22 protein-coding genes and 2 riboswitches are annotated in these 24,977 nt (G+C 67.3%); of the genes, 15 read left to right on the forward strand and 7 right to left on the reverse strand.

All coding sequences use genetic code 11. The features are described from left to right. The first annotated feature begins 17 nt into the window (after nucleotides 1-17). The 8 genes from BWQ92_RS09205 to BWQ92_RS24480 are packed head-to-tail and all read left to right on the forward strand — an operon-like array spanning nucleotide 18 to nucleotide 7,661. Nucleotides 18-1,073, forward strand: a complete 1,056-nt coding sequence (locus tag BWQ92_RS09205) for an amino acid ABC transporter permease (RefSeq protein ID WP_172804269.1) — start codon at nucleotides 18-20, stop codon at nucleotides 1,071-1,073. Between the two features lie 5 nt (nucleotides 1,074-1,078). Next, complete coding sequence (locus BWQ92_RS09210; protein ID WP_076799250.1) at nucleotides 1,079-1,903, forward strand: amino acid ABC transporter ATP-binding protein; 825 nt, start codon at nucleotides 1,079-1,081, stop codon at nucleotides 1,901-1,903. Between the two features lie 9 nt (nucleotides 1,904-1,912). Next, nucleotides 1,913-2,923, forward strand: coding sequence for an ABC transporter substrate-binding protein (locus BWQ92_RS09215; RefSeq protein WP_157365124.1), 1,011 nt, complete (start codon nucleotides 1,913-1,915; stop codon nucleotides 2,921-2,923). Next, the gene (locus tag BWQ92_RS09220) at nucleotides 2,920-4,086 is read left to right on the forward strand and encodes an LLM class flavin-dependent oxidoreductase (RefSeq protein ID WP_076799251.1); all 1,167 of its coding nucleotides are present in this window, start codon (nucleotides 2,920-2,922) and stop codon (nucleotides 4,084-4,086) included. Before BWQ92_RS09215 ends, BWQ92_RS09220 begins: the two co-directional genes overlap by 4 nt. Beyond that, the gene (locus BWQ92_RS09225; protein WP_076799252.1) at nucleotides 4,064-4,927 is read left to right on the forward strand and encodes a DUF1684 domain-containing protein; all 864 of its coding nucleotides are present in this window, start codon (nucleotides 4,064-4,066) and stop codon (nucleotides 4,925-4,927) included. Before BWQ92_RS09220 ends, BWQ92_RS09225 begins: the two co-directional genes overlap by 23 nt. Further along, nucleotides 4,924-6,111 (forward strand): LLM class flavin-dependent oxidoreductase, encoded by a 1,188-nt coding sequence (locus BWQ92_RS09230; protein WP_076799253.1) that lies wholly within the window; start codon nucleotides 4,924-4,926, stop codon nucleotides 6,109-6,111. Before BWQ92_RS09225 ends, BWQ92_RS09230 begins: the two co-directional genes overlap by 4 nt. Before the next feature lie 10 nt (nucleotides 6,112-6,121). Then, nucleotides 6,122-7,522: an NtaA/DmoA family FMN-dependent monooxygenase gene (locus BWQ92_RS09235; RefSeq protein WP_076799254.1), complete on the forward strand. Its 1,401-nt coding sequence runs from the start codon at nucleotides 6,122-6,124 to the stop codon at nucleotides 7,520-7,522. Between the two features lie 4 nt (nucleotides 7,523-7,526). After that, nucleotides 7,527-7,661: a hypothetical protein gene (locus tag BWQ92_RS24480; RefSeq protein ID WP_257787666.1), complete on the forward strand. Its 135-nt coding sequence runs from the start codon at nucleotides 7,527-7,529 to the stop codon at nucleotides 7,659-7,661. Nucleotides 7,662-7,759: 98 nt separating this feature from the next. Here BWQ92_RS24480 and BWQ92_RS09240 read toward each other — a convergent pair whose 3' ends face one another. From BWQ92_RS09240 to cycA, 4 genes are all read right to left on the reverse strand, one after another. Beyond that, nucleotides 7,760-8,542 carry an alpha/beta fold hydrolase gene (locus BWQ92_RS09240; protein ID WP_236783156.1) on the reverse strand — a complete coding sequence of 261 codons (783 nt, stop codon included), beginning with the start codon at nucleotides 8,540-8,542 and terminating at the stop codon, nucleotides 7,760-7,762. A 143-nt stretch (nucleotides 8,543-8,685) separates the two neighbouring features. Beyond that, nucleotides 8,686-9,498 carry a methylenetetrahydrofolate reductase gene (locus tag BWQ92_RS09245; RefSeq protein WP_076803621.1) on the reverse strand — a complete coding sequence of 271 codons (813 nt, stop codon included), beginning with the start codon at nucleotides 9,496-9,498 and terminating at the stop codon, nucleotides 8,686-8,688. Between the two features lie 5 nt (nucleotides 9,499-9,503). Continuing rightward, the gene (gene purU, locus BWQ92_RS09250) at nucleotides 9,504-10,448 is read right to left on the reverse strand and encodes a formyltetrahydrofolate deformylase (RefSeq protein WP_076799256.1); all 945 of its coding nucleotides are present in this window, start codon (nucleotides 10,446-10,448) and stop codon (nucleotides 9,504-9,506) included. Next, on the reverse strand, nucleotides 10,445-11,935 hold the full coding sequence (gene cycA / locus BWQ92_RS09255; RefSeq protein ID WP_076799257.1) for a D-serine/D-alanine/glycine transporter: 1,491 nt from the start codon (nucleotides 11,933-11,935) through the stop codon (nucleotides 10,445-10,447). Before cycA ends, purU begins: the two co-directional genes overlap by 4 nt. Nucleotides 11,936-12,083: 148 nt before the next feature. Continuing rightward, nucleotides 12,084-12,180, reverse strand: a riboswitch (glycine riboswitch). A gap of 242 nt (nucleotides 12,181-12,422) precedes the next feature. Further along, nucleotides 12,423-12,523, forward strand: a riboswitch (glycine riboswitch). A 150-nt stretch (nucleotides 12,524-12,673) separates the two neighbouring features. Here cycA and gcvP point away from each other — a divergent pair. The 6 genes from gcvP (at nucleotide 12,674) to BWQ92_RS09285 (ending at nucleotide 20,238) form a co-directional block, all read left to right on the forward strand. Continuing rightward, nucleotides 12,674-15,526 (forward strand): aminomethyl-transferring glycine dehydrogenase, encoded by a 2,853-nt coding sequence (gcvP, locus tag BWQ92_RS09260; protein ID WP_076799258.1) that lies wholly within the window; start codon nucleotides 12,674-12,676, stop codon nucleotides 15,524-15,526. Between the two features lie 9 nt (nucleotides 15,527-15,535). Further along, nucleotides 15,536-16,669, forward strand: a complete 1,134-nt coding sequence (gene gcvT, locus BWQ92_RS09265) for a glycine cleavage system aminomethyltransferase GcvT (RefSeq protein ID WP_076799259.1) — start codon at nucleotides 15,536-15,538, stop codon at nucleotides 16,667-16,669. 66 nt (nucleotides 16,670-16,735) lie between these two features. Beyond that, entirely contained in the window at nucleotides 16,736-17,119 is a 384-nt protein-coding gene (gcvH, locus tag BWQ92_RS09270; protein WP_076799260.1) for a glycine cleavage system protein GcvH, read from the forward strand. Between the two features lie 66 nt (nucleotides 17,120-17,185). Then, the gene (locus BWQ92_RS09275) at nucleotides 17,186-18,583 is read left to right on the forward strand and encodes an L-serine ammonia-lyase (protein WP_076799261.1); all 1,398 of its coding nucleotides are present in this window, start codon (nucleotides 17,186-17,188) and stop codon (nucleotides 18,581-18,583) included. A 39-nt stretch (nucleotides 18,584-18,622) separates the two neighbouring features. Beyond that, complete coding sequence (gene lipA, locus BWQ92_RS09280; protein ID WP_076799262.1) at nucleotides 18,623-19,642, forward strand: lipoyl synthase; 1,020 nt, start codon at nucleotides 18,623-18,625, stop codon at nucleotides 19,640-19,642. A 23-nt stretch (nucleotides 19,643-19,665) separates the two neighbouring features. Next, a complete protein-coding gene (locus tag BWQ92_RS09285; protein WP_076799263.1) occupies nucleotides 19,666-20,238 on the forward strand; it encodes an MOSC domain-containing protein in 573 nt (190 codons plus the stop codon). A 29-nt stretch (nucleotides 20,239-20,267) separates the two neighbouring features. Here BWQ92_RS09285 and BWQ92_RS09290 read toward each other — a convergent pair whose 3' ends face one another. Genes BWQ92_RS09290 through hisD form a run of 3 tightly spaced genes read right to left on the reverse strand, consistent with a single transcriptional unit; the run spans nucleotide 20,268 to nucleotide 23,397 of the window. Further along, complete coding sequence (locus BWQ92_RS09290) at nucleotides 20,268-21,233, reverse strand: 3-hydroxyacyl-CoA dehydrogenase family protein (protein WP_076799264.1); 966 nt, start codon at nucleotides 21,231-21,233, stop codon at nucleotides 20,268-20,270. A 33-nt stretch (nucleotides 21,234-21,266) separates the two neighbouring features. After that, on the reverse strand, nucleotides 21,267-22,022 hold the full coding sequence (locus BWQ92_RS09295; RefSeq protein ID WP_076799265.1) for an SDR family NAD(P)-dependent oxidoreductase: 756 nt from the start codon (nucleotides 22,020-22,022) through the stop codon (nucleotides 21,267-21,269). A 28-nt stretch (nucleotides 22,023-22,050) separates the two neighbouring features. After that, on the reverse strand, nucleotides 22,051-23,397 hold the full coding sequence (gene hisD, locus BWQ92_RS09300; RefSeq protein WP_076799266.1) for a histidinol dehydrogenase: 1,347 nt from the start codon (nucleotides 23,395-23,397) through the stop codon (nucleotides 22,051-22,053). Between the two features lie 206 nt (nucleotides 23,398-23,603). Here hisD and BWQ92_RS09305 point away from each other — a divergent pair, with 206 nt between their 5' ends. Continuing rightward, nucleotides 23,604-24,956, forward strand: a complete 1,353-nt coding sequence (locus tag BWQ92_RS09305) for an MFS transporter (protein ID WP_076799267.1) — start codon at nucleotides 23,604-23,606, stop codon at nucleotides 24,954-24,956. The last annotated feature ends 21 nt before the right edge of the window (nucleotides 24,957-24,977 follow it).

The raw sequence follows: 24,977 nt of genomic DNA on the forward strand, positions 1-24,977 counted from the left end.
AAGAAGCGAGATGGCGCATGAGTTCAGCAGCAACCAGGACGTCCCAGTCCTCCACGGAGACACCGGCCGCACCTGAGCCGCCGGCCGTCTCCGAAACCCCGGCTGCCGTCGCTTCGGGCTCTGCGGGAGAACCGCCTGCCCCCGAAACCCGCGCCGTCGTGGACTATGCCGACTACCGCCTGGTCCCCGCCCGCCGCCCATGGCGCTGGGTGGGCACCGCGGTGGTGGCACTCGGCGTGGCCGCCGTGGTGTGGTCGCTGGCCACGAACCCGCGCTGGGAGTGGGGCGTGGTGGCCCAGTGGTTTACCGCCCAGTCCGTGGTAAACGGCCTGGTGGAAACCCTCAAGCTCACTGCCATCTCCGGCGCGCTGGGCTTTATTCTCGGCTTCATCCTCGCCCTCATGCGGCTGTCCGCATCGCCGCTGCTGGTCTCCGTGTCCTGGACGTTCTCGTGGATCTTCCGGTCCACGCCGCTCCTGGTCCAGATGCTCCTCTGGTACAACCTGGGCTACCTCTACGAGAAGATCAGCCTGGGCATCCCGTTCACGGACATCCGCTTCTTCGAGGTGCAGACCACCACCCTGATCAGCCAGTTCGCGGCGGCCGTGCTTGGCCTGACGCTGAACCAGGCTGCGTACTCGGCGGAGATCATCCGCGGCGGCATCCTGTCCGTGGACCAGGGCCAGCTCGAGGCTGCCGCGGCCCTCGGCATTCCCGCCTGGCGCCGCTCCACCCGGATTGTGCTGCCCCAGGCCATGCGCGCCATCCTGCCCACGGCCTTCAACGAGATCATCGGCTTGGTCAAGGGCACGTCAATCGTCTACGTCCTGGCTTACTCGGAGCTCTTCTACACGGTCCAGGTCATCTACAACCGCACGCAGCAGGTCCTGCCGCTGCTGCTGGTGGCCACGCTCTGGTACGTGGTGATCACCTCCGTGCTCAGCGTCTTCCAGTACTACATCGAACGCCACTACTCCAAGGGAGCCGTGCGCACCCTGCCCCTCACGCCGCTGCAGAAGGCCCGAAAGTTCTTCGCCACCCACGCACCGGTCAACACCGCCGGAAGGAAATGATCCCGATGAGCACAACTCTTGAGGCCCCCGCGGCCACCCGCGGACTGGTGGAGATCACCAAGGTCAGGAAGTCCTTCGGCGCCACCGAGGTGCTGAAGGGCATTTCCCTCACGGTGGAGCCGGGCGGCGTGGCCGTCATCGTGGGACCTTCCGGTTCCGGGAAGTCCACCCTGCTGCGGACCATCAACCACCTCGAAAAGGTCGATGCCGGCTTCATCGCCATCGACGGCCAGCTGGTGGGCTACCGGGTCAAGGGCAACAAACTGCACGAGCTACCCGAGAAGGAGATCCTGAAGCAGCGCACCGAGATCGGCATGGTGTTCCAGAACTTCAACCTGTTCCCGCACCTCACGGCACTGGAGAACGTTGCCGAGGCGCCCGTCGTCGCACCGCGTCCCGGAAAAGCCGGCCGCTCACAGGCGGAGGCCCGCGAGCGCGGCCTCGAACTCCTGGACCGCGTGGGCCTGCGGGACCGTGCCGGCGCGTATCCGCGCCAGCTCTCTGGCGGCCAGCAGCAGCGCGTCGCCATTGCCCGCGCACTGGCCCTGGACCCGAAAATCCTGCTCTTCGACGAGCCCACCTCGGCCCTCGACCCCGAACTGGTCAACGAGGTCCTGGACGTGATCCGCGAGCTGGCAAAGTCCGGCACCACCCTGGTCATCGTCACGCACGAGATGGGCTTTGCCCGCGACGTGGCGGACACCGTGGTGTTCATGGACCAGGGCCAGATCGTCGAACAGGGCAAACCCCAGGAAATTTTCACCAACCCGCAGGAAGAACGCACCCGGAGTTTCTTCTCCAAGGTGATCGAGCCCGCCTTCAACATCTAAGGAACTCCCATGGCACTCTTCTCTTCACGTCCGCTGCCCGCCGTCGTCCTTCTCGGCACTCTGCTGGGCACCGCGGCACTGTCCGCCTGCTCCGATCCCGGCGCCGCCGCCTCCGGCGGTTCCGCGGCAGGTGCGGCGACGACGGCGGCCCGCAACGGCGTCGTCTACAACACCTCCCCCGACCAACAGCGGATCCGCGCCGAAAAGGACGCGGCACTGGCGGCCAAGGTGCCTGCACTGATCGGCAACGACGGCAAGCTCACGGTGGCCACCACGGCCGGCTCCATCCCGCTGTCCTTCCACGCCACGGACGACAAGACGCCCATTGGCTCCGAGATTGACCTTGCGCAGCTGGTGGCCGACAAGCTGGGACTGGAGCTGGACATCCAGGTCACCTCGTGGGAGAACTGGCCCCTGAAAACCCAGTCCGGCGACTTCGAGGCCGTGTTCTCCAACGTGGGCATCAACAAGGAACGGGTGAAGCTGTTCGACTTCGCCACCTACCGCGCCGCCTACATGGGCTTCGAAGCGAAGAAGTCCTCGTCCCACAACATCCAGGGCGCGGACGACATCTCCGGCCTGAAGGTCTCCGTGGGCTCCGGCACCAACCAGGAGAAGATCCTGCTGGCGTGGAACAAGGAGCTCGAGGCCAAGGGCAAGGAACCCGCCAGCCTGCAGTACTACTCCTCCGACGCCGACACCATCCTGGCCCTGTCGTCCGGCCGGACGGACCTGAATATCGCGCCCTACCCCTCCACGGTCTACCGGGAAAACACGCGCGACGACCTCAAGGTGGTGGGCAAGGTCAACGCCGGCTGGCCGTCCGAGACCGTGGTGGCCGCCACCACGCTCAAGGGCAACGGCCTGGCACCGGCGGTCACCGAGGCGCTGAACTCCGTCATCAAGGACGGCTCCTACGCCAAAGTGCTGGACCGCTGGGGGCTGTCCGAGGAAGCCCTGCCGGAGTCCAAGACCGTAACCGAGGCCAACTTTGCGGGCACCCAGGGGACTTCCAAGTGAAGTTCCAGGTCCTCGACATCATTCCGCACCTGAAGAATCCGGTCACCGGGGAAATCGTTTCCACCGCCGACCGGCTGAACCAGGTGGTGCAGACTGCACAGCGCGCCGAGGAGCTCGGGTATGACAGCTTCTCCGTGGGCGAGCGCCATGCCGGCGAGTTCATCTCGTCCTCCCCCACCACGGTGCTCGCCGCCATCGCGGCGGTCACGTCCCGGATCCGGCTGCAGACCGGCGTCACTGTCCTGTCCGTCCTGGATCCGGTGCGCGTCGCGGAGGATTACGCCACGATTGACCAGCTCAGCCGCGGCCGGCTGGAACTGGTGATCGGCAAGGGCAACGAGGTGCTGCAGTACCCGCTCTTCGGCCTGGACCTGGCGGACCAGTGGGACCTGCTGGAGGAGAAGTACGCCCTGCTGCGCCGGCTCTGGCGCGAGGAGGACGTGACCTGGTCCGGCCGATTCCGTCCCGCGCTCACCGACCCGACCACCACTACTCCCCGCCCCTTCGGGGGGTCCCCCCGGATTTGGCACGGGTCTGCTACAACCAGGACCTCGGCGGCGCTGGCTGCACGCTGGGGCGATCCGCTGTTCACCGCCAACGCCATCCAGCCGCGGGAAAACTACAAGGTGCTCATCGACCACTACGTGGAGGAGTATGAGCGCCACGGCCACGACCCGCGGCACCGCTACCTGGGCTCGGGCAGCGGAGCCGGCGGCGTGTTTATCGCCGACACCACGCAGGAGGCCAAGCGCCAGTACGGCCCGGTATACGAGGGCCTCACGGCTGCGCGCAACGTGCCGGGGAACAACTCGCCGTTCCGGGACATCGACCAGGCGGTGGCGGAGGGCCCGGCCCTGGTCGGCAGCCCGGAACAAGTGATCGACAAGATCCTCAGCTACCACGAGCTGTACGGGCACGACCTGCAGTCCGTCTCGCTGCCCACCACGCTGCCCTTCGAACAGCAGCTGGAGATCCTGGAGCGGTTCGCGCTCGAGGTGATCCCGGCCGTCCGCGAATCAGCCCCCACCACCCTCTGGGAATCCGCGGATCCCTTCGGCGGCCGGCCCGGTTTCGCGGGAGCCACCGAACCGGACGCAGCCGCCGCCGTCAGCACTGACCACGACAACCACAGGAGCCATGATGCCCACGTCTACGCACACTGAATCGGATTCCAGCACAGCAGTCTTCGCCGCCGAATGGGAACAGTGGCACGCCGCCCATGAGCGCCGCCGCGCCGATCCCCACGGCTTCCTCGCCGTCACCCACCTGCACTGGCTCGGAGCCGAACCCTCCCGGCTCGAAGGCGTTCCCGGCATCTGGAGCGTGAAGGACGACGCCGTCACGGTGGTTCTGGAGGCGGGCGAAAGCCTGCTGCGGGCCGGCAAGGAACTGAACAGCGGCGCGCCGAACGCTGAGGGCGGGATCGCCGTCGTCTTCGATCCGATCGCCGAACGTGAGGGAATCAACCTCACGGCGGGTCCCGCCGTCGTCGAACTCGCCAAGCGCGGCGGTGAGTACATCGTGCGGCCCCGGCACCCGGAGAACCCGCTGCTCAACGAGTACCGCGGCACGCCGGCCTACGCGCCGGACGCACGCTTCGCCGTCGAGGGTACGTACGTGCAGTTCGAGGAGCCCCGGCCCACCACCGTGGGGGCCGCCGTCGAGGGCATCGTGCACGTGTACGAAGCGCCCGGCGAGATCCGTTTCGAACTGGATGGCCAGGACCTCACGCTTACGGCCTTCAACGGCCACGGGCCGGGCACGCTGTCCGTGCTGTTCACCGACGCCACGTCCGGCAAGACCACCTACGGGGCGAACCGTTCGCTCACGGTGGGTGCACCCGACGCGGACGGCCGCGTGATCCTGGATTTCAACCGCGCGGTGAACCTGCCGTGCGCCTACACCGACCTCGCCACCTGCCCGCTGCCGCCGTCCGAAAACCGCCTTGAGGTGGCCATCGAAGCAGGCGAACAGATCCCCCACGAAAGGCAGGCCGGCCAGTGAACACGACTTCTACCAACGCACCCCGGCAGGGCTTCCTCGCCCTGGAACTCGACGGCGACGGCGCCCACCCCGCCGCCTGGCGCAAGGCCCGGCACACTCCCGCCGAACTCCTCGACGGGACCCGGGTCCGCGCCACGGTACTGGCCGCCGAGTCGGCCGGGTTCCACGTGGCGACATTCGCTGACGGATCACTGCCGGCCGCCTCTTCCGACGCCGGTGGCCGCGACATCCCCGGGCGGCTGAACGCCCTGCAGCGGGCCGCCTTCGCCGGGCCCGTCACCGGCTCCATCGTGCTGGTCCCCGAGGTGGACACCGTCTACACGGAGCCGTTCCACATCTCGACGCAGCTGGCCAGCCTGGACTACGTCTCCGGCGGCCGGGCGGGCTGGCTGGTGGCGGCATCGGACAAGGTTGCGGATGCTGCCGCTGTTGGACGGTCCCATGTTTCCGGCGAGGGGCTGGGCCGGGAGGCTGCCGACTCCGTCGAGGTCAGCCGCCGGCTCTGGGACTCCTGGGAGGACGACGCCGTGATCCGGGACGTCGCCACCGGGCGGTACATCGACGTCGACCAGCTGCACTATGTTGACTTCGAAAGCACCGTTGACTTCGAGAGTGCGGCCGGCGCCGGCTACTCGGTCAAGGGCCCGTCCATCATTCCCCGGCCACTGCAGGGCCAGCTGCCGGTCCTGGTGCCGGCCGGCCTGCTGAATGCGGACCAGCTGTCAGCCGGGGCAGCTGATGCCCTCCTTGTTTCCGCGCCCACCCCAGAGCTGCTGGCCGGGGAGGCTGCCGAGGCCCGTGCCGCCGCTCCCGGGGCAGCCATCATCGCGGAGCTCGACGTCGTCCTCGACTCCCGCGGGCAGAGCGCCGCCGGGCGGCTCGCCGAGCTGGATGCGTACACCCCGTGGCAGAGCAGCCGTGCACGGTTCGTCGGCAGCGCAGCGGAACTCACCGGGCTGCTGGCATCCGTTCTGGAGACTGCCGACGGCGTGCGTCTGCACCCTGCGGTGCTGGACGTGGACCTGGAGGAGCTGGCCCAGCTGGTGCTTCCCGCCCTCCGCCGCCGGGGCCTGCTGGCAACCCCGCAGCCCGGCTCCACGTTCCGCGACCTGTTGGGCCTGCAGCGCCCTGCCAGCCGGTATGCCGCTGCCACCATATCCGCTAGCTCCGCGGCCGATCACTAGGGAGAAACCCATGACAGACACACACATCGGCAACGGCTTCGTGCCCTCCGGCCAGCTGCAGCTGGGCGTTTTCTTCCAGGGCGTTAATTCAGGCACCGTCTGGAAGTCGGCCGAATCGGGATCACAGACGGACTTCGAATCCTTCCGCCGCATCGCCCAGACCGCGGAGCGGGGCCTGTTCGCCGCGTTCTTCCTCGGCGAGGGACTGCGGCTGCGGGAGCACCTCGGCCGCCCGCACGCCCTGGACGTCGCCGGCCGGCCGGACGCACAGACCATGCTGGCCGCACTGGCTTCCGTGACCAGCAGCATCGGGCTGGTGGCCACGCAGAACACCACCTACAACGACCCCGCGGATCTCGCCCACCGGCTCGCCTCGCTGGATCTGCTCTCCGGCGGCCGTGCGGCGTGGAATGTGGTCACCACGGACAACGCCTGGACCGGCGCGAACTTCCGCCGCGGCGGCTACCTGGACCACGCCGACCGGTACGTCCACGCCGAAGCGTTCGTCACCACGGCCAAGCGGATCTGGGACTCCTGGGCGGACGGCGCCATCGCTTCGAGCCCTGCCGCTGCCGCCTGGGCCGCGCCGGGTTCGGCCCGGCCCGTGCACCACGAGGGCAAGCACTACACGGTGGACTACGTTCCCCGGCTGCCGCGCAGCGCCCAGTACCGTCCGGTGCTGTTCCAGGCCGGCGACTCGCCAGAAGGCCGCGACTTCGCGGCCCGGCAGGCCGACGTCATCTTCTCTGCGCACCCGAAGCTCGACGACGCCCTGGGCTTCCGCCGCGACATCGTCCAGCGCACGGTCAATGCCGGCCGCGGTGCAAACGACGTCAAGATCATGCCCGCGAGCGAGTTCATCCTTGCGGCCACGCCGGAGGAGGCACTCGAGAAGAAGAACTGGGTGCGGAGCCTGCAGATCGGGCCCGAACAGGCCGTCGCCTACCTCGAACAGTTCTGGGGCCGCGAGCTGCAGGAATTCGATCCGGACGGCCCGCTGCCGGAGATCGATCCCGTGGTGGAGGAGACCTCCGAGACCCGCGGCAGCGGTTTCCACGGCGCCAAGGCGAAGCAACTGGCGGACCAGTGGCGGGCTGAAGCCAAGGACAAGGGCCTCAGCATCCGGCAGTTCGTCTCCGCACGGACCAGCCGCGGGGACTCCAGCTTCACGGGATCCTATACAGAGGTGGCGGACCGCCTGGCGGAGTATGCCCGCACAGGTGCGGTGGACGGCTTCAACATCTCGCCATGGCTGATCCCCACCGGCCTGGACGACATCGTCAACCACCTCGTCCCGGAGCTGCAGGAGCGCGGCGTCTACCCCACCGGGTACGCCGGGTCTACGCTGCGCGAGAACCTCGGGCTGGCGACGCCGGTCCGGCAGCCGGACTCCGTCGGCGTGGAAGTCTAGGCACATGGGCAGCGTCTCCGGCGGCGAGGACCGCAGCACCCCCGAGCGGAACACCCGCGGGCCCTATGCGCTCGGCCACGACGACGACGCCGCCGACACCATCCGGCTCCAGCTGACCGTCCGGGAACTGCTCCTGTAACAACCCCATCGATTGCTCCATAGGTGCCCTTTTCGAACCTCATAACGGCACCTGTGGAGCAGTCGATTGAGGTTTAAACTCAGGGGGACCCGGCTTCGTCAGGTGGCCACGAGTGACAGGAAATCCTCAATCCATGTCTGCACTCGGCCGTCGTCCAGGTGCAGTCCGTGCCTGCCGCCGTCGACCTTTATCAGCTGCGCGCCCGGAATCCGTTCCGCCATCGCGACGGCGTTCGCAGCAGGCGCCAGGGCATCCTCGCTGCCGTGGATGATCAGGGTCGGGGCCTGGATTTGCGCAAGAACATCCCACGCATCATGCAGCCGGCTTGCCCTGAAGTGCCTGCTTTTGACCGCAGCGGAGGCCTGCACCCGAAAGAACGCGGCTACAACCCCGGGATTTCGCTCCACAAAGGCGGGGCTGAAGAACAGCGGCACCATGCGTGCCGGGTCACCGCTGGTGAGTGCGGCAGTGGCGGCAGCGCTCCGGCCTGGTCCCCTGGCGTCGCCGGCACTTGTTGCGGCCAGGACGAGCGACGCCACCCGGGAGGGGAAGTCCACTGCCATCCACTGCGCAGCGCGGCCACCCATCGAGTGCCCATAGACGTGGGCCCTGTGGACGCCGACCGCATCCAGAACGGCAACCGCGTCCGCCGCAAAGGCACGCGTGGTGTAGTTTTCCGCGCTGCCTTCCGAGCTGGCGCCGATTCCACGGTGGTCGAAACGGATGACCCGGAACGAACGGGCCAGACCAGGCACCACCGGGTCCCAGCCGGCCATTCCCGTCGCCTGCCCCGCCACAAGCAGCAGCGGTTCGCCGCGGCCTTCCTCCGTCCAGGCAAGCTCCGCCCCGTCGGGGGTCACGGCCTTTTTCAACGGGGTCACCTGTTCAATGTACCCGCAGGGCGTTGGCCCGAGGATAGGGCAGTGAACGATTGGACCGCCAAAGCGCGAACGTACACTTGTGGCCCCATTTCGCCGCGGAAATGGGGCCACAAGTGTACGTTCGCGCTGTTGGAGTGCTTGGTTCAGGAGGCGTTGGCGCCTGCCGGAGTGCTCCAGTCCGTCGCGGGCTGGGCTTCGACGTTGTTGAAGGTGTAGAGGTGGATGCCCGCGAGTGCAGGTTCCGTGGCGGCCAGTTCCGAGACCAGGGACGTGGATGAGTAGCTGCCGGCGTTCAGGAGCCGGCGCGCGAGCGGTCCCTTGCGGTTCAGGAACTTCAGCGACGGACCAACCCCGATCTTCGTGGCCAGCGAGATCAGCTTGGCCTTGGGGACGGCCCCGGCCACTCCCGCCCAGATGGGAAGGCCGACACCCTCGCGGCGGAGCAGTTCGGCGTACCAGCCGATCCGGGTGGCCGAGAAGCACATCTGGGTGACCACGCTCGAGGCCAGATGCTGCTTCTCCAAGAGTGCATCGAGCATGTCCAGCTCGTTGCGCTTCGGATGGCCTTCCGGATATCCGGCCACGCCGATGGCCATGCTTCCGCCGGTCAGTTCGGCAATGTCCTCCATGAGCCGGAGGCTGTTGCCATAGGGACCGGCGGCTTCCACGGCATCGCCACCGATCGCGAAAACCTCGGTGATGCCCGCGGCCTCGCACTCGCGTAGCAGGCCCGCCAGCTGGGTCCGGCTGCTGAGGCCCCGAGCGGCCAGGTGGGGAATCACGTTGTAGCCGAGCCCGCCCAGCTGCACGGCGGCCCGCACGGTGGCCTCCGGCCCGTGGTGCGGCAAACAGGTCACCGTCAGCGTGGATCCGGCAGGAACGTGCGCCTGGACGTCGCGGATGATGCCGTCCGTGGGAATGATCTCCAGACGCACCGGCAAGTGGTTGAATCGCACGTTTGTCACCGCAGGATGACCGTCCGGTTCCCGGACAGGATGATTCTTCCTTCGGCGTGCCAACGCACAGCGTTCGTCAGGGCCTTGCACTCCGCGTCCTTGCCCACGGACGCCAGGTCCGCGGGGGTGTAGGTGTGGTCGACCTCGATCACCTGCTGCGCGATAATCGGGCCCTCATCAAGCTCTGAATTGACGTAGTGCGCCGTGGCGCCGACCGTCTTCACCCCGCGCTCATGCGCCTGGTGGTAGGGCTTTGCGCCCTTGAAGCTGGGCAGGAACGAGTGGTGGATGTTGATGGCCCTGCCGGCGAGCCGGGCGGTGGCCGAGTCACTGAGGACCTGCATGTAGCGGGCCAGGACCACCAGTTCGACGTCGAGCGCCTCCACGAGTTCCAGCAGGGCGCCTTCCGCTTCGGGCTTGGTGGCCGCTGTCACGGGGATGTGATGGAACGGGATTCCGTGCCAGGCCGCGAGCCCCGCCAGGTCCGGGTGGTTGGACACCACCGCTGCAATCTCCACAGGAAGTTCGCCGCTGCGGGCGCGGGCCAGCAGGTCGTTGAGGCAGTGGTCGTACTTGGACACCATCACCAGGATGCGCTGCTTGCGGTCGTGCCGCTCCAGGCGCCAGTCCATGCCCCATTCCCCGGCCAGCGGCGCGAAGCTTTCGCGGAGCTGTTCGACGGCGGTGGTGTCGCCGGCGGCAGTGTCACCCGGGGCGGCGGTTGAGGCGAAGTGCACCCGCATGTAGAAGTGCCCCGCGCTCCGGTCACCAAACTGCTTGAGGTCCACGATGTAGCACTCCTGCTTGAGGAGGAAATCCGCAACCGACTGGACGATCCCGAGCGAATCCGGGCAGGAGAAGGTGAGCACAAACTCCCCGGTTCCGGGCCCGCGGGACTGGGCCGCCGCCGTCGGGCCCGCCGCCGTCCGCTTTTCCTCGGTGCCGATCATCCCTGGACGCTCTCTTTCTCCTGCTGCCGGCTGTCCGCAACCTCGCGGACGGCGTTTTCCTCGGCGCGCAGCTCGTCCTGGAAGGCCTCGTAGCGGGCAATGTGGGCAGGCCGGCGGCGCAGCACCAGCCAGGCAGCACCGAGGAGGACGAACCAGACCGGTGTGACCAGCAGGGCGGCCAGCGTGTCGGGTTGAGTGGTGAGGGTCCACAGCACAAAGCCGAAGAACGCGAAGACCGCCCACACCATGGGAATGCCGCCAGGCATCTTGAACTTGGAGGCGGTGTGCAGATGCGGGCGCCGGCGGCGGAAGGCGATGTAGCTGGCGAGGATGATCGACCAGACGAAGACGAAGCAGACGGCAGAGACGGTGGTAACCATGTCGAACGCCTTGCCCACGTCCTGCCCGGCGTACATGAGCACCACGCCGGAGAGCAGCAGCACGCAGGACAGGAACAGGGCGTTGTTGGGTACCTTCCGGCGGGACAGGCTGCTGAAGACGGCTGGCGCATCCCCTTCCTCGGCCAGGCCGTAGACCATGCGCGAGGTGGAGTAGATGCCGGAGTTGGCCGACGACATCGCCGAGGACAGGACCACGAGGTTGACCACCGTGGCAGCCGCCCCGAGACCGGCCAGCGAGAACATGGCGATGAACGGGCTGTGGCCGGCGGCGAACTGGGTCCAGGGCGTGACGGACATCAGGATAATGAGGGCGCCCACGTAGAAGAGCAGCACGCGCACCGGAATGGAGTTGATCGCCTTGGGCAGGTTCCTCTCCGGGTTCTTGGCCTCGGCGGCGGTGGTGCCCACCAGTTCGATGCCCACGAACGCGAACACGGCGATCTGGAAGCCGGCCACGAAGCCCATGAATTCATTGGGGAAGAAGCCGCCGTGGCTCCACAGGTTGGTGAAGCTGGCCTGCCCGGAGTCGCTCTGGAAACCGGTGAAGATCATGAACATGCCCACGATGATCAGGGCAGCGATGGCGATGATTTTGATGAGGGCGAACCAGAATTCGGTTTCGCCGAAGGCCTTGACGGTGGTGAGGTTCAGCAGCAGCAGGATGGCCACGGTGGCCAGGCCGGGGATCCAGAGCGGCAGTCCCGGCCAGAGTTCACGGGAGTATCCGGCGATCGCGATGACGTCCGCAATTCCTGTGATCACCCAGCAGAACCAGTAGGTCCAGCCGGTGAAAAAGCCCGCCCAGGGGCCCAGCAGGTCGGCGGCGAAATCGCTGAAGGACTTGTAGTTGAGGTTGCTCAGCAGCAGTTCGCCCATGGCCCGCATGACGAAGAACAGCATGAAGCCGATGATCATGTACACGAAGATCACCGACGGCCCGGCCGCGGAAATGGTTTTGCCCGAACCCATGAACAGGCCGGTGCCGATGGCGCCGCCAATGGCAATCAGCTGGATATGGCGGTTGCTCAGCTGCCGCTCAAGGCGCGGAGCTTCCCCGGCCGGGGATGCAGGAGGGTGAATCGTCATAAGGAACTCCATTGTTCAAGTGGCGCCAATGGCCACACTGACAGGGTTCCTCCCCGCTCTGTACTGGACCTGAGAGATTCCGCGGACATGGTTGACCGCTTTGCACCTTCGGTGAGCCCGGGCACGCCAGGCTGCTTTTCAGAGTTGCCTCGCCGCGGCGGTACGTGGGCCTGAGAGTTTCCTGGGGAGGGTTTGCTCCTACGGCGCCCGCTGATGTACCGGCAGGGCTCTCCCGCCGCAGATCGTAAGCGTTTTCAATTATGAAAGCGAGGGCCGCGGTCCTGCCCTGGAAGCCCGGTCCGTGCCGGTCAGCCCAGTCCCGCTAGCCACCGGGTTCAGTGTGGTCTCGGTCACGAAGAATTGTCAAACCCCGGCTCCCCGAGGCCTTCACGATCCTCGCCGCGGAGGCTTGGCCCGACCGCGTTTTGGCATTCGCCGCCCAGTGCTGTACTGTGTGAGCCGAATCACCCACATCTTCATAGCCTTTCGAACCGTGGCGGGAGAGTCCTCCCAGTCATGCACCGGGCAGGCGCCGTAGGAGCAAATCCTCCCCAGGAATCTCTCAGGCCCCAGTACCGCCGCGGCGAGGCAACTCTGGAAAGCAGCCAAGCATTGTTTGGCTCACCGACGGTGCAAGCGGACACCCGTGTCCGCGGAATCTCTCAGGTCCAATACAGAGCGGGGAGGAACCCAAATCCATGCCGTGCCACCCCTGGCCGGCCAGACCTGGAGTTCCTCATGACGATTCAATCGCTTCCGTCAACGTTCGCTGACCGGCATATCGGCGCCCGCCGCCAGGCCGACATCGACACCATGCTCAAGCACGTCGGCTATGACACGGTCGACGGCCTGGTTGACGCCGCCGTTCCGGCCTCCATCCGCCAGGAAAACGCGCTGCGCCTCACGGCGGCCCTCAGCGAAGTTGAGGTCCTGGCCGAGCTTCGCCGGCTTGCGGCCAAGAACAAGACCGCCGTGCAGATGATCGGCCAGGGCTACTACGACACCGTGACGCCGCCCGTGATCCGCCGCAACATCCTCGAGGCCTCCGCCTGGTACACCGCGTACACGCCGTACCAGCCGGAGATCTCCCAGGGCCGGCTCGAGGCGCTGCTGAACTTCCAGACCATGGTCCAGGACCTGACCGGGCTGCCCATCGCCAACGCTTCCCTGCTGGACGAAGCCACGGCCGTGGCCGAGGCCGTGCTGCTGATGCGCCGCGCCAACAAGAAGAACGAGGGCAAGACCGTCCTGGACGCGGACTGCCTCCCCCAGACCATCGCGATCGTGAAGGGCCGCGCCGAAGCGCTTGGCTTCGAGGTGGAGGTCGCCGACCTCGCCCAGGGACTGCCCGACGGCGACATCAACGGCGTCGTGCTCCAGCAGCCCGGCGTTTCGGGCCGGGTGTTCGACCACTCCGGCGTGATCGCGGCCGCCAAGGAGCGCGGCGCGCTGGTGACCGTGGCCGCCGACCTGCTGGCCCTGACCCTCATCACGCCTCCCGGCGAGCAGGGGGCCGACATCGCCGTCGGCACCGCCCAGCGCTTCGGTGTCCCGCTGTTCTTCGGGGGCCCGCACGCTGCCTACATCGCCGTCCGCACCGGCATGGAGCGCACCCTTCCCGGCCGCATCGTCGGCGTTTCCAAGGACAACGCCGGAGCTCCCGCGTACCGGCTTGCCCTGCAGACCCGCGAGCAGCACATCCGCCGCGAGAAGGCCACCTCCAACATCTGCACCGCGCAGGCACTGCTGGCCATCGTGTCGTCCTTCTACGCCGTCTACCACGGCCCCGACGGACTGAAGGCGATCGCCGAGACCGTCCACCGCAACGCCCGCGTCCTGGCTACGGCACTGAAGACTGCCGGCCGCGAACTGGACAGCGAGACCTTCTTCGACACCCTCACCGTCCGCGTTCCGGGCAAGGCCGCCAAGGTCATCACCGCCGCGGAGGCCCGCGGCATCAACCTCCGCTACATTGACGCGGACACCGTGGGCGTCTCCATCGATGAGACGACGACGGCGGAAACACTGTCCGCTGTTGCCGTCGCCTTCGGCGCGGGTCCGGTTGGGGACGCGGCGGGCTTTGCACTGCCTGAGGCCGTGCTGCGCACCTCGGACTTCCTGCAGCACCCCGTGTTCAACACGCACCGCTCCGAAACCCAGCTGTTGCGCTACATCCGGAAGCTTTCCGACCGCGACCTTGCCCTGGACCGGACCATGATCCCGCTGGGTTCGTGCACCATGAAGCTGAACGCAACGGCCGAGATGGAAGCCATCTCCTGGCCGGAATTCGCCTCGATCCACCCGTTCGCCCCGGACTCCCAGACCGCGGGCTGGCGCGAACTGATCGACGGGCTGGAAGCCGACCTCGCCGAGATTACCGGCTACGACCAGGTGTCCATCCAGCCCAACGCCGGGTCGCAGGGCGAGCTCGCCGGCCTGCTGGCGATCCGCGGGTACCACCGCTCCCGCGGCGACCACCAGCGCAACGTCTGCCTCATCCCCGCCTCCGCGCACGGCACCAACGCGGCCTCGGCCGTGCTGGCCGGCATGAAGGTGGTCGTCGTGGCCACCGCCACCGACGGCACGATCAACCACACGGACCTGTACACCAAGATCGAGCAGTACCGGGACGTTCTCTCGGCGATCATGATCACCTACCCCTCCACCCACGGGGTGTACGACGGCGACGTCCGCGAAGTATGCGACGCCGTCCACGCCGCCGGCGGCCAGGTCTACGTCGACGGTGCCAACCTCAACGCGCTTGTGGGCCTGGCGCAGCCGGGCAAGTTCGGCGGGGATGTCTCGCATCTGAACCTGCACAAGACCTTCTGCATCCCGCACGGCGGCGGCGGACCCGGCGTCGGACCCGTCGCGGCCAAGGCCCACCTCGCCCCGTTCATGCCGGGCGACGCCACCAAGGCTTCTTCCGAGGGTGCCGTGGACGGACACGGCGTTGCGATCAGCGCATCGCGGTTCGGTTCGGCGGGCGTACTGCCCATCTCCTGGGCATACGTGAAGCTCATGGGCGGCCAGGGCCTGACCGAAGCCACCAAGTCGGCCCTCCTCGCGGCGAACTATGTCGCTTCGCGGCTGGATGAGTTCTTCCCGGTCCTTTACACCGGCGACAGCGGGCTGGTGGCGCACGAGTGCATCCTGGACCTGCGCGGCCTCACCGCGAAGACGGGCGTCACCGCCGAGGACGTGGCCAAGCGCCTGATCGACTTCGGTTTCCACGCGCCCACGCTGGCGTTCCCCGTGGCCGGCACCCTGATGGTGGAGCCCACCGAGTCCGAGGACCTGGCCGAGATTGACCGGTTCATCGAGGCGATGATCACCATCCACGCCGAGATCGACCAGGTCGCGAACGGTGACTTCACCCTGGAGAACTCCCCGCTGCGCAACGCACCCCACACGGCAGCCGCCGTCGTCAGTTCCGACTGGAACCGTTCCTACCCGCGCGAGCAGGCCGCCTTCCCCGTGCCCTCGCTCCGGCAGGACAAGTACTTCCCGCCGGTGGGCCGCATCGACGGCGCGGCCGGTGACCGCAACCTCGTCTGCTCCTGCCCTCCCCTTTCCGAGTTTGAAAACTAAGGACCTCCCATGACCGAGAACTACACCGCCCTCTACGACCAGCACAAGAAAGCCGGCGCATCCTTCACCGACTTCGGCGGCTGGCAGATGCCGCTGAAGTACGAATCGGAACTTGCCGAGCACCATGCAGTCCGCAATGCCGCCGGCCTGTTCGACCTCTCCCACATGGGCGAAGTCTGGGTCACAGGCCCGGACGCCGCGGCCTTCCTGGACTATGCCCTCGCCGGCAAGCTGTCCGCCATCACGGTGGGCAAGGCCAAATACTCGCTGATCTGCGACGCCGACGGCGGGATCATCGACGACCTGATCTCTTACCGCCGAGCTGAGGACAAGTACCTCGTGGTGCCCAATGCGGGCAACGCAGCCAAAGTGGCCGCCGCCCTCGCCGAGCGCGCAGCGAACTTCGACGTCACCGTCGAGGACGCCTCCTCGGAGACTTCGCTGATCGCGGTCCAGGGTCCCAACGCGGAGGCGATCCTGCTGCAGCTCGTCCCGGCCGAACAGCACTCCCTGGTAACTGACCTGAAGTACTACGCGGCCGTTGAGGTCGGGATTGCCGTCGGCGGCGCCGTCCAGGATCTCCTGCTGGCCCGCACCGGCTACACCGGCGAGGACGGCTTCGAGATTTACGTGCCCAATGACGATGCAGCCCGTCTCTGGGAATCGCTGCTCGCGGCCGGCGAAGGGCACGGGCTGGTCCCCGCCGGCCTCGCCGCCCGCGACTCGCTGCGCCTGGAGGCCGGCATGCCGCTTTACGGCAACGAGCTCTCCCTCCGGGTCAACGCCTACGCGGCCGGACTCGGTCCGGTGGTTTCCCTGGCCAAGGAAAGCGACTTCGTGGGCAAGGCGGCGCTGGCCGACCTCAAGGCAGCCGGCGTCGGTTCCACCATCGGGCAGAAGCTCGTGGGCCTCAAGGGCACCGGCCGCCGCGCCGCGCGCGGCCACTACCCGGTCCTCAAAGACGGCACCCTGATCGGTGAGGTCACGTCGGGCCAGCCCTCCCCCACCCTCGGCTACCCGGTGGCCATGGCCTACGTCGACGTCGAGCACTCCGAGGTCGGCACGCTGGTGGACGTCGACCTCCGCGGCAAGCCCGAGCGCTTCGAAGTCGTCGAACTGCCGTTCTATAAGCGCCAAAAGTAACGCGCTACGGGCCCGACCGGCCCTCCCCCCGACCACAACAAGTTTCAAAACGTAAAGGACATACACATGGCAAAGGTTGTTGCTGAACTGAAGTACTCCGCCGAGCACGAATGGGTTGCCGTTGACGGATCCGGGCCTGTGGGCATCGGGATCTCCGCCGTGGCCGCCGATGCCCTGGGCGATATCGTGTACGTGGACCTGCCTGAGGTGGGCGCTACCGTCACGGCCGGCGAAACGTGCGGCGAGGTGGAGTCCACAAAGTCCGTCTCGGACCTGTACGCCCCGGTCACCGGCGAGGTCACCGAGATCAACGACGGCGTCGTCGCGGACCCGGCTCTCATCAACAGCGACCCCTACGGTGCCGGCTGGCTGTTCAAGGTGGCCGTCACCGACGAGGGCCCGCTGATGTCGGCCGAGGAATACGCCGCAGCAAACGGCGGCGAACTCTAGCGCCTGCTCCTCCGCTTAACCTCCCCAGCCCGAACCGATCACAACTATCCCAGTTAGGAACCGACCATGGCTGTTGGCGTCTTTGACCTGTTTTCCATTGGAATTGGCCCCTCGAGTTCGCACACGGTTGGCCCGATGCGGGCTGCCGCCGTTTTCGCGGAGGAGCTGAAGGCTGCCGGGACGCTGGCGGACGTGGCGTCGCTGCGGGTGGATCTCTACGGTTCGCTCGCGGCGACGGGGCACGGGCATGGCACCATGACGGCGGTGCTGCTCGGCCTGGAGGGCTTTCACCCGGAGCTGATCCTGCCGGATGAGGTGGAGGAGCGGCTGGCCTCGATCGCGGAGACCGGCATCCTGAACCTGGCGGGGTCGGTTCCGCTGCCGTACGGGGTGGAGGACATGGTGCTGCGGCCGCTGACGGTGCTGCCGCGGCACACGAACGGGATGACGTTCACGGTGTTTGATGCCGACGGCGGTGAGCTGCAGAAGGCGACGTTCTTCTCGGTCGGTGGCGGGTTCATTGTCCGCGAGGGCGAGGAGGACGCTGCACAGCAAGAGCTGGAGGAGTCGAAGCAGGAGCTGCCGCTGCCGTTCCGGACGGCCGCGGAGCTGCTGGAGCACTGCCGTGCCCAGGGCCTGTCGATCGCGGACATCATGCTGGTCAACGAGTGCGCGTCCCGGTCCGAGGAGCAGGTCCGGGAGGGCCTGCTGCATATCTGGTCGGTGATGGAGGGCTGCGTGGCGGCGAGTCTGAAGCGGGAGGGGCTGCTGCCCGGCGGACTGAAGGTCCGCCGTCGTGCCCCTGACTGGCACGAACGCCTGCTGAAGGAAGACAAGGACCGCGACCCCAAATACTGGCAGGAGTGGGTGAACCTGATTGCCCTCGCCGTCAACGAGGAGAACGCCTCCGGCGGCCGCGTAGTCACCGCCCCGACAAACGGCGCCGCCGGGATCATCCCGGCCGTGCTGTACTACGCGCTGCACTTCGCACCGGGCATGGAGAACGCGACACAGGAGGACCGCGACGACGTGGTGGTCCGGTTCCTGCTCGCCGCCGGCGCCGTCGGGGTGCTCTACAAGGAGCAGGCGTCGATTTCAGGGGCGGAGGTGGGCTGCCAGGGCGAGGTCGGATCGGCGTCGTCGATGGCCGCCGCCGGGCTGGCCGAGGTCATGGGCGGGTCCCCGGCCCAGGTGGAAAACGCGGCCGAGATCGCGATGGAGCACAACCTGGGCCTGACGTGTGATCCGATCGGCGGGCTGGTCCAGGTGCCCTGCATCGAACGGAATGCGATCGCCGCCGCCAAGGCGATCAACGCGGCCAAGATGGCGCTGTGGGGCGACGGCTCGCACCGGGTCTCCCTGGACGAGGTCATCGTGACCATGCGCGAGACCGGCAAGGACATGAGCTCTAAATACAAGGAAACCGCGATGGGCGGCCTCGCCGTCAACGTCGTGGCCTGCTGATTCAGCGCTCCTGCTGACAAGTACTACGGAAAGAGAACAATGACACTGGCACCAGAAGGCCGGAAAATGCTGCGGATCGAGCAGCGCAACGCGGCCACCCCGGTGGAACGCAAACCGGACTGGATCAAGGCCAAGGTCCAGATGGGCCCGGAATTCGTCGGCCTGAAGAACCTGGTCAAAAAGGAGGGCCTGCACACCGTCTGCGAAGAGGCCGGCTGCCCGAACATCTTCGAATGCTGGGAAGACAAGGAAGCCACCTTCCTGATCGGCGGGTCCGAATGCACCCGCCGCTGCGACTTCTGCCAGATCGACACCGGCAAACCCTCCCCCGTGGACCGGTTCGAACCCACCAAGGTCGCCCGCTCCGTCCAGGCCATGCAGCTGCGCTACGCCACCGTCACCGGCGTCGCCCGCGACGACCTCGCGGACGAAGGCGTCTGGCTCTACGCCGAAACCGTCCGCAAGATCCACGAACTCAACCCCGGCACCGGCGTCGAACTCCTCATCCCGGACTTCTCCGGCAACCCCGGCCACATCGCCGCGATCTGCGACTCCAAACCTGAGGTGTTCGCGCACAACGTCGAAACCGTGCCCCGGATCTTCAAGCGCATCCGCCCCGCGTTCCGCTACGAACGCTCCCTGGACGTCATCACCCAGGGCCGGAACCTGGGCATGGTCACCAAGTCCAACCTCATCCTGGGCATGGGCGAAACCCGCGAGGAGATCTCCGAGGCCCTGTGTGACCTGCACCAGGCCGGCTGCGACCTGATCACCATCACCCAGTACCTGCGCCCCTCCGAACGGCACCTGCCCGTGGACCGCTGGGTCAAACCCCAGGAATTCGTGGACCTGCAGCACGAAGCCGAAGAGATCGGCTTCCTCGGCGTCATGTCCGGCCCCCTGGTCCGTTCCTCCTACCGCGCCGGCCGGCTCTGGGCAACCGCCATGCGCAAAAAAGGCCGCGACATCCCCGCCGAACTCGCCCACATCGCCGAGGGCATCCAGGACTCCGGAACCACCCGCCAGGAAGCCAGCACCCTGCTCAAAAGGCCGGCCTGAAACCGCGGGTATAGCGTTATTGCATGACCGAAACCTACAGATACGACGTTGAGGTCCTGCACCTGCTCGTGTCGCCTGGCCATGCGTACTTCGGCCGCGCGCGGGACGGGGCGGCCGAAGTCCCGACAGCGGACGCCGAACGGGTGGAGATCGTCGCCGGCAAGGGCATTGTCGGGGACAGGTTTTTCGGGAAGGCGGCGCACATGGACGCCGCGGTCACGCTGTTCGCCGTTGAGGCCCTCGAGGCCATGGCTGCCGAACTCGACGCCGGCCCCTTCGACCCGCTGCTGACCCGGCGCAACGTGATCCTCAGGGGCGCACACCTGGCCCCGCTCCTCGGGCAGGACTTCGCACTGGAGTCCCGGGGCAGTGTGGTGCGGTTCAAGGGCGGGCGCCCCGCCCACCCTTGCGCCTGGATGGACAGGATGCTGGCGCCCGGCGCGCACGCCGCGATGCGCGGGCGCGGGGGCATGCGCTGCCGGGCTCTTTCCGACGGCGTGCTGCACCGCGGGCCTGCGGTGCTGGTCAGCCCGGTGCCGCTCGAGCCCGCGCAGGCGGGAACGCCGAACGTGCTCCGGCCGGGCCGGCTGCCGTAAAGCGGTAATAGCCCCGGTGCGGGACCGGGTTACAGCCCGGGCGCCTGGCCCAGCTCAGCCCGGAGCTGCGAGAGCCGGGCGTAGGTGCTGTCCCGGTAAGCCACGAGGTCCTCCCGGCTGGCCGGATCGATGTCCAGGAACCCGTGGCCGGTTTTCAGCCCCAGGTTGCCTTCCTCCACGGTGGACGTCAGCGCCGCGGGCGGGGCAAACCGCTCGCCGTAGGCCTTCTCCAGGGTCCGGTACGAGGACTCGTACACGTCCAGGCCGGCCATGTCCCCGATGGCGAAGGGGCCGAAGAGGGCGAGCCGGAACCCGAAGGTGCTGCTGACCACCGCATCGATCTGGGAGGGGGCGGCCACGCCCTCTTCAACGATCCGGGCCGCTTCCTTGTACAGCGCGAACTGCAGGCGGTTGGCAACGAATCCGGGTGTGTCGGCCACCCGGGCCGGAGTCTTGCCAAGGGACCGGATGAGCTCTTCGGCAAGGTCCATCACGCCGGGCGCGGTCTGCGGTCCGGGGATCAGCTCCACCCCGGGAATGAAGGGGGCAGGGTTCATCCAGTGGACGCCGAGGAAGCGTTCGGGGTTGCTGACCGCCGCTGCCAGTTCCCCGATCGGAATGGCGGACGTGTTGGATGCGATGACCGCCCCGGCGGGCGCTGCCGTAGAGATGCGGCCCAGGATGTCCGCCTTGATCACCGGGTCCTCCGGGACCGCCTCGGCGACATAGTCCGCCGTCGAGACAGCCTCCTCGATGCTCGCGGCAGCGGTGAGGTTGCCCTCAATGGTTTCGGCCGCGCCGGCGGGCAGCAGCCCCCGGGCTTCAAAGTCCCGGGCCTGGCCCACGAGCCGGACCCGGGAGCGTTCGGCGATCCCGCCGTCGACATCTCCCAGCGCCACCTTGTGGCCGTGCATGGCCAGAACCTGGGCGATGCCGCCGCCCATGTAGCCGGCACCGACCACGGCCGTGGCCGCGATGGTCTGCGTAATTTGCATGTTGCTGCTCCTATTCAAGACGCCATGGATGGGTCAGCGGATGGTGTAGCCGCCGTCGACGGCCAGCGTGTGACCGGTGATGAGCGACGCCGCGTCGCTGAGCAGGAACGCCACCCCGCCGGCGATGTCTTCCGGTTCCCCGAAACGGCCCGCCGGGATCCGGGACAGCAGTTCGCTGGCCCAGTCCGGCCTGCTGAGCGTGGACTCGGTCAGTTCCGTTCGGACGAAGGTCGGGGCGACGGCGTTGACCCGGATTCCGGCGGCGGCCCACTCCAGCGCCAGGATCTTGGTCAGGTGGATCAGCCCCGCCTTGCTGGTGCCGTACGCCGCGCGCTCTTCGATCCCGACGATTCCCGCCTGGGAGGCGATGTTGACGATGGCCCCGTGGGTACCCGCGTCCACCCAACGCCGGACAAGTGCCGTGGTGAGGAAGAAGGTGCCCTTGAGGTTGGTGTCAAAGACCGTGTCCCAGTCCTCCTCCGTGAGCTCCAGGGCAGGCTTGGGCACGTTGACGCCGGCGTTGTTGACCAGCAGGTCAATCCCGCCGCTGGCCTGCTGGAGTGATTCGACGAAGCCCTCGACGTTCCTGGTGTCGGTGACGTCCACGGCCAGCGGCGCGGTTCCGTACCGCTCGCTGATCTGCTTGGCGGTTTCGGCGTCGCGGCTGGTTCCGTAGACGGTGGCGCCGCAGCCGGCAAGGCCGTCAGCGATGGCCTTGCCGAGCCCGCGGCCCGCCCCCGTGACCAGGGCCTTCTTGCCGTCCAGTCGGAAATTCGGCGCTTTCGGCACTGGGTCCTCTTTCGGCACTGGGTCCTCTTTAGCTGTCGAAGGTGTGGTCCGACCAGGGCAGGGACGTGCCGCGGTACTTCGCGGCGCGGACGTCGCCGGACCGGGCGTGGCCCTCAAACCGCTCCACCCTGGATGCTCGGCCGCAGAGTTCGCCGAAGAAGGCGCTGGACTCGGTGTTGGTCACTTCCTGGTAGGTGACGGTGCGCAGGTACTTCCCCACCCAGAGGCCGCCGGTGTAGCGGGCCGCACCGCGCGTGGGCAGCACGTGGTTGGTGCCGATCACCTTGTCGCCGTAGGAGACGCAGGTCCCCTCGCCGAGGAACAGGGCGCCGTAGTCGTGCATCTTCTCCAGGGCCTCGCGGGGGTTCTGCGTCAGGATCTGGACGTGCTCGTAGGCGTACTCATCGGCCAGGGCGTAGGCGTCATCGAGGGTGGCCACCACGTGGACGGCGCCCCAGTCACGCCAGGCCGCGGCGGCGTAGTCGCGGGTGGGCATGTCAACCAGGATCGTGTCGATGTGCTCCATGACCTTGCGTCCCAGCTCCTCGCTGGTGGTGATCAGGACGGCCGGGGAGTCAGGGCCGTGCTCGGCCTGGGAAAGAAGGTCGACGGCGACAATGAACGGGTCGGCGTGCTCGTCCGCCACGATCAGGACCTCCGTGGGGCCGGCAAAGAGGTCGATGCCGACCTCGCCGAAGAGCTGGCGCTTGGCTTCGGCGACGAATGCGTTGCCCGGGCCGGCCAGCATGTTCACCGGCTTGATGGTCTCGGTGCCGGTGGCCAGCGCGGCCACGGCCTGGATGCCGCCCAGCAGGTAGATCTCGTCGGCGCCGGCCAGGTACATGGCGGCCACGGTGGCGTCCGGGACCTCGCCCTGGATCAGCGGGGTGCAGGCGGCAACGCGCTCAACGCCGGCCACCTTGGCGGTGACGATGGTCATGTGGGCACTGGCCAGGAGCGGGTACTTGCCGCCCGGAATGTAGGCGCCGGCTGCCTGGATCGGAACGTTCTTCTGGCCGAGGAAGACGCCGGGAAGGGTCTCGATCTCGAAGTCGGAGAGCGACTCGAGCTGCTTCTGCGCCATCACGCGGACCTGCTGCTGGACGAACTTGATGTCCTCGATGACCTGCTCCGGAACCCGGGCCATGATCTCGTCGAGCTGCTCCTGGCTGAGCAGGAAGGATTCAGGTGCGTGCTTGTCGAACTTGGCCGAGTATTCGCGGACGGCCTCGTCCCCGCGCTCACGGATGTCCGCAATGACGGCTTCCACGGTGGCGCGCACCTCGGGAGTGCTGCCCCGGGACACGCTGTTGCGCTCGGGCTCCTTCAGCAGGGTGGAGTCCACGGCGGTGCTAAGTGCTGTTGTAACGGTCATCAGGATTGCCTTTCCATCTTCGTCGATGGGCGACCTATGAAGCGCCCGGGCCGGCCCCTGCAGGACCGGATGATGATCGAGTGTATACGTATACATTTTCCGGCACAAGGTCTTGTTTCTGCTTTTTGCATACGTATACACTGCTAGTCACGAGCCAGCCGGTGTGGCTGGGCTCACTGTCCGGACGAAGACAAAGGAGTCTCTACATGAGCGCCCCCGTGACAACGGCAGCAACGCCGGCCATCGATCCGAAGATGCGCCGCAAAGCACTGGTCTCCTCAGTGCTTGGCAGCTGCATCGAGTGGTACGACTTTTACGTCTATGGCGTTGCCGCCGCAATCATTCTCAACAGCCAGTTCTTCCCGCAGGTGAGCCCGTTCGCCGGCATCCTGCTGTCCTTCAGCACCTACGCGATCGGTTTTGCCGCCCGCCCCGTCGGCGGCCTGATTTTCGCCCACTTCGGCGACCGCCTGGGCCGCAAGAAAATGCTCATGGCCACCCTCGGCCTGATGGGCGCCGGCACCTTCCTGATCGGCTGCCTGCCCAATTACTCCCAGATCGGCATTGCCGCACCGATCCTGCTGGTCCTGCTGCGGATCATCCAGGGCATCGGCGTCGGCGGTGAATGGGGCGGCGCCGCCCTCATGGCCACCGAATACGCCCCCGCCAAGCGCCGCGGCTTCTTCGGCTCCTGGCCGCAGATCGGCGTTCCGGCCGGCACCCTGCTGGCCAACGGCGCATTCTTCATCATGGGCGGCCTCATCTCCCCCGAGGCCTTCATGGCCTGGGGCTGGCGCATCCCGTTCCTGGTGTCCATCCTGCTGGTGGTGCTGTCCTTCTACATCCGCCGCAACGTGGACGAGTCCCCTGCTTTCGAGGAGATCAAGCGCAAGGGCGAAATCGAGAAGATGCCGGTGGTCAAGGTCATCAAGACCCGCCCGCTGACCATCCTGAAGGTCATCATGATGCGGTTCGCGGAGAACGCGAACTACTACATCTACACCACCTTCCTGCTGGCCTACGGCCCGGCGATCCTGCTGGAAAAGAACAGCATCCTGCTGGCAACCATGATCATGGCCGGCCTCGGCATCTTCTCGATCCCGTTCTGGGGCTGGGTTTCGGACCGCTGGGGCCGCCGCTACACGGTGATCGCCGGTGCGGTGACCATGCTCCTGATGGCCTTCCCGTTCTTCTGGGGCGTCCAGACCGGTGACTTCCTCATGGTCCTGCTGGTCCTCATCCTGACCTGCAACGTCGGACGCGACCTCTGCTACTCCGTGGAACCGGCCTACTTCACCGAGCTGTTCGAGCCCAAGCTGCGCTACTCGGGCGCCTCTGTCGGCCCGCAGGTGGCCGCGGTCTTCGCCGGCGGCTTCGCACCGCTGATCGCCACCGCCCTGATCGGCCCGGAGTTTGACCGGTTCTGGCTCGTGGCGCTGTACATGATCGCGACGTCGGTCATCACCATTGTGGGTGCGCTCTGGTCCCCCGAGACGGCACCCCGGGTCCGGCTGCGCCGCGGCCTGAGCGCCGAGCACGACCCCACAACGAGCCGGTAAGCAGACCCCGGCCGCCAGCCG

The sequence above is a fragment of the Arthrobacter sp. QXT-31 genome (genome assembly GCF_001969265.1).
Classification (GTDB): Bacteria; Actinomycetota; Actinomycetes; order Actinomycetales; family Micrococcaceae; genus Arthrobacter.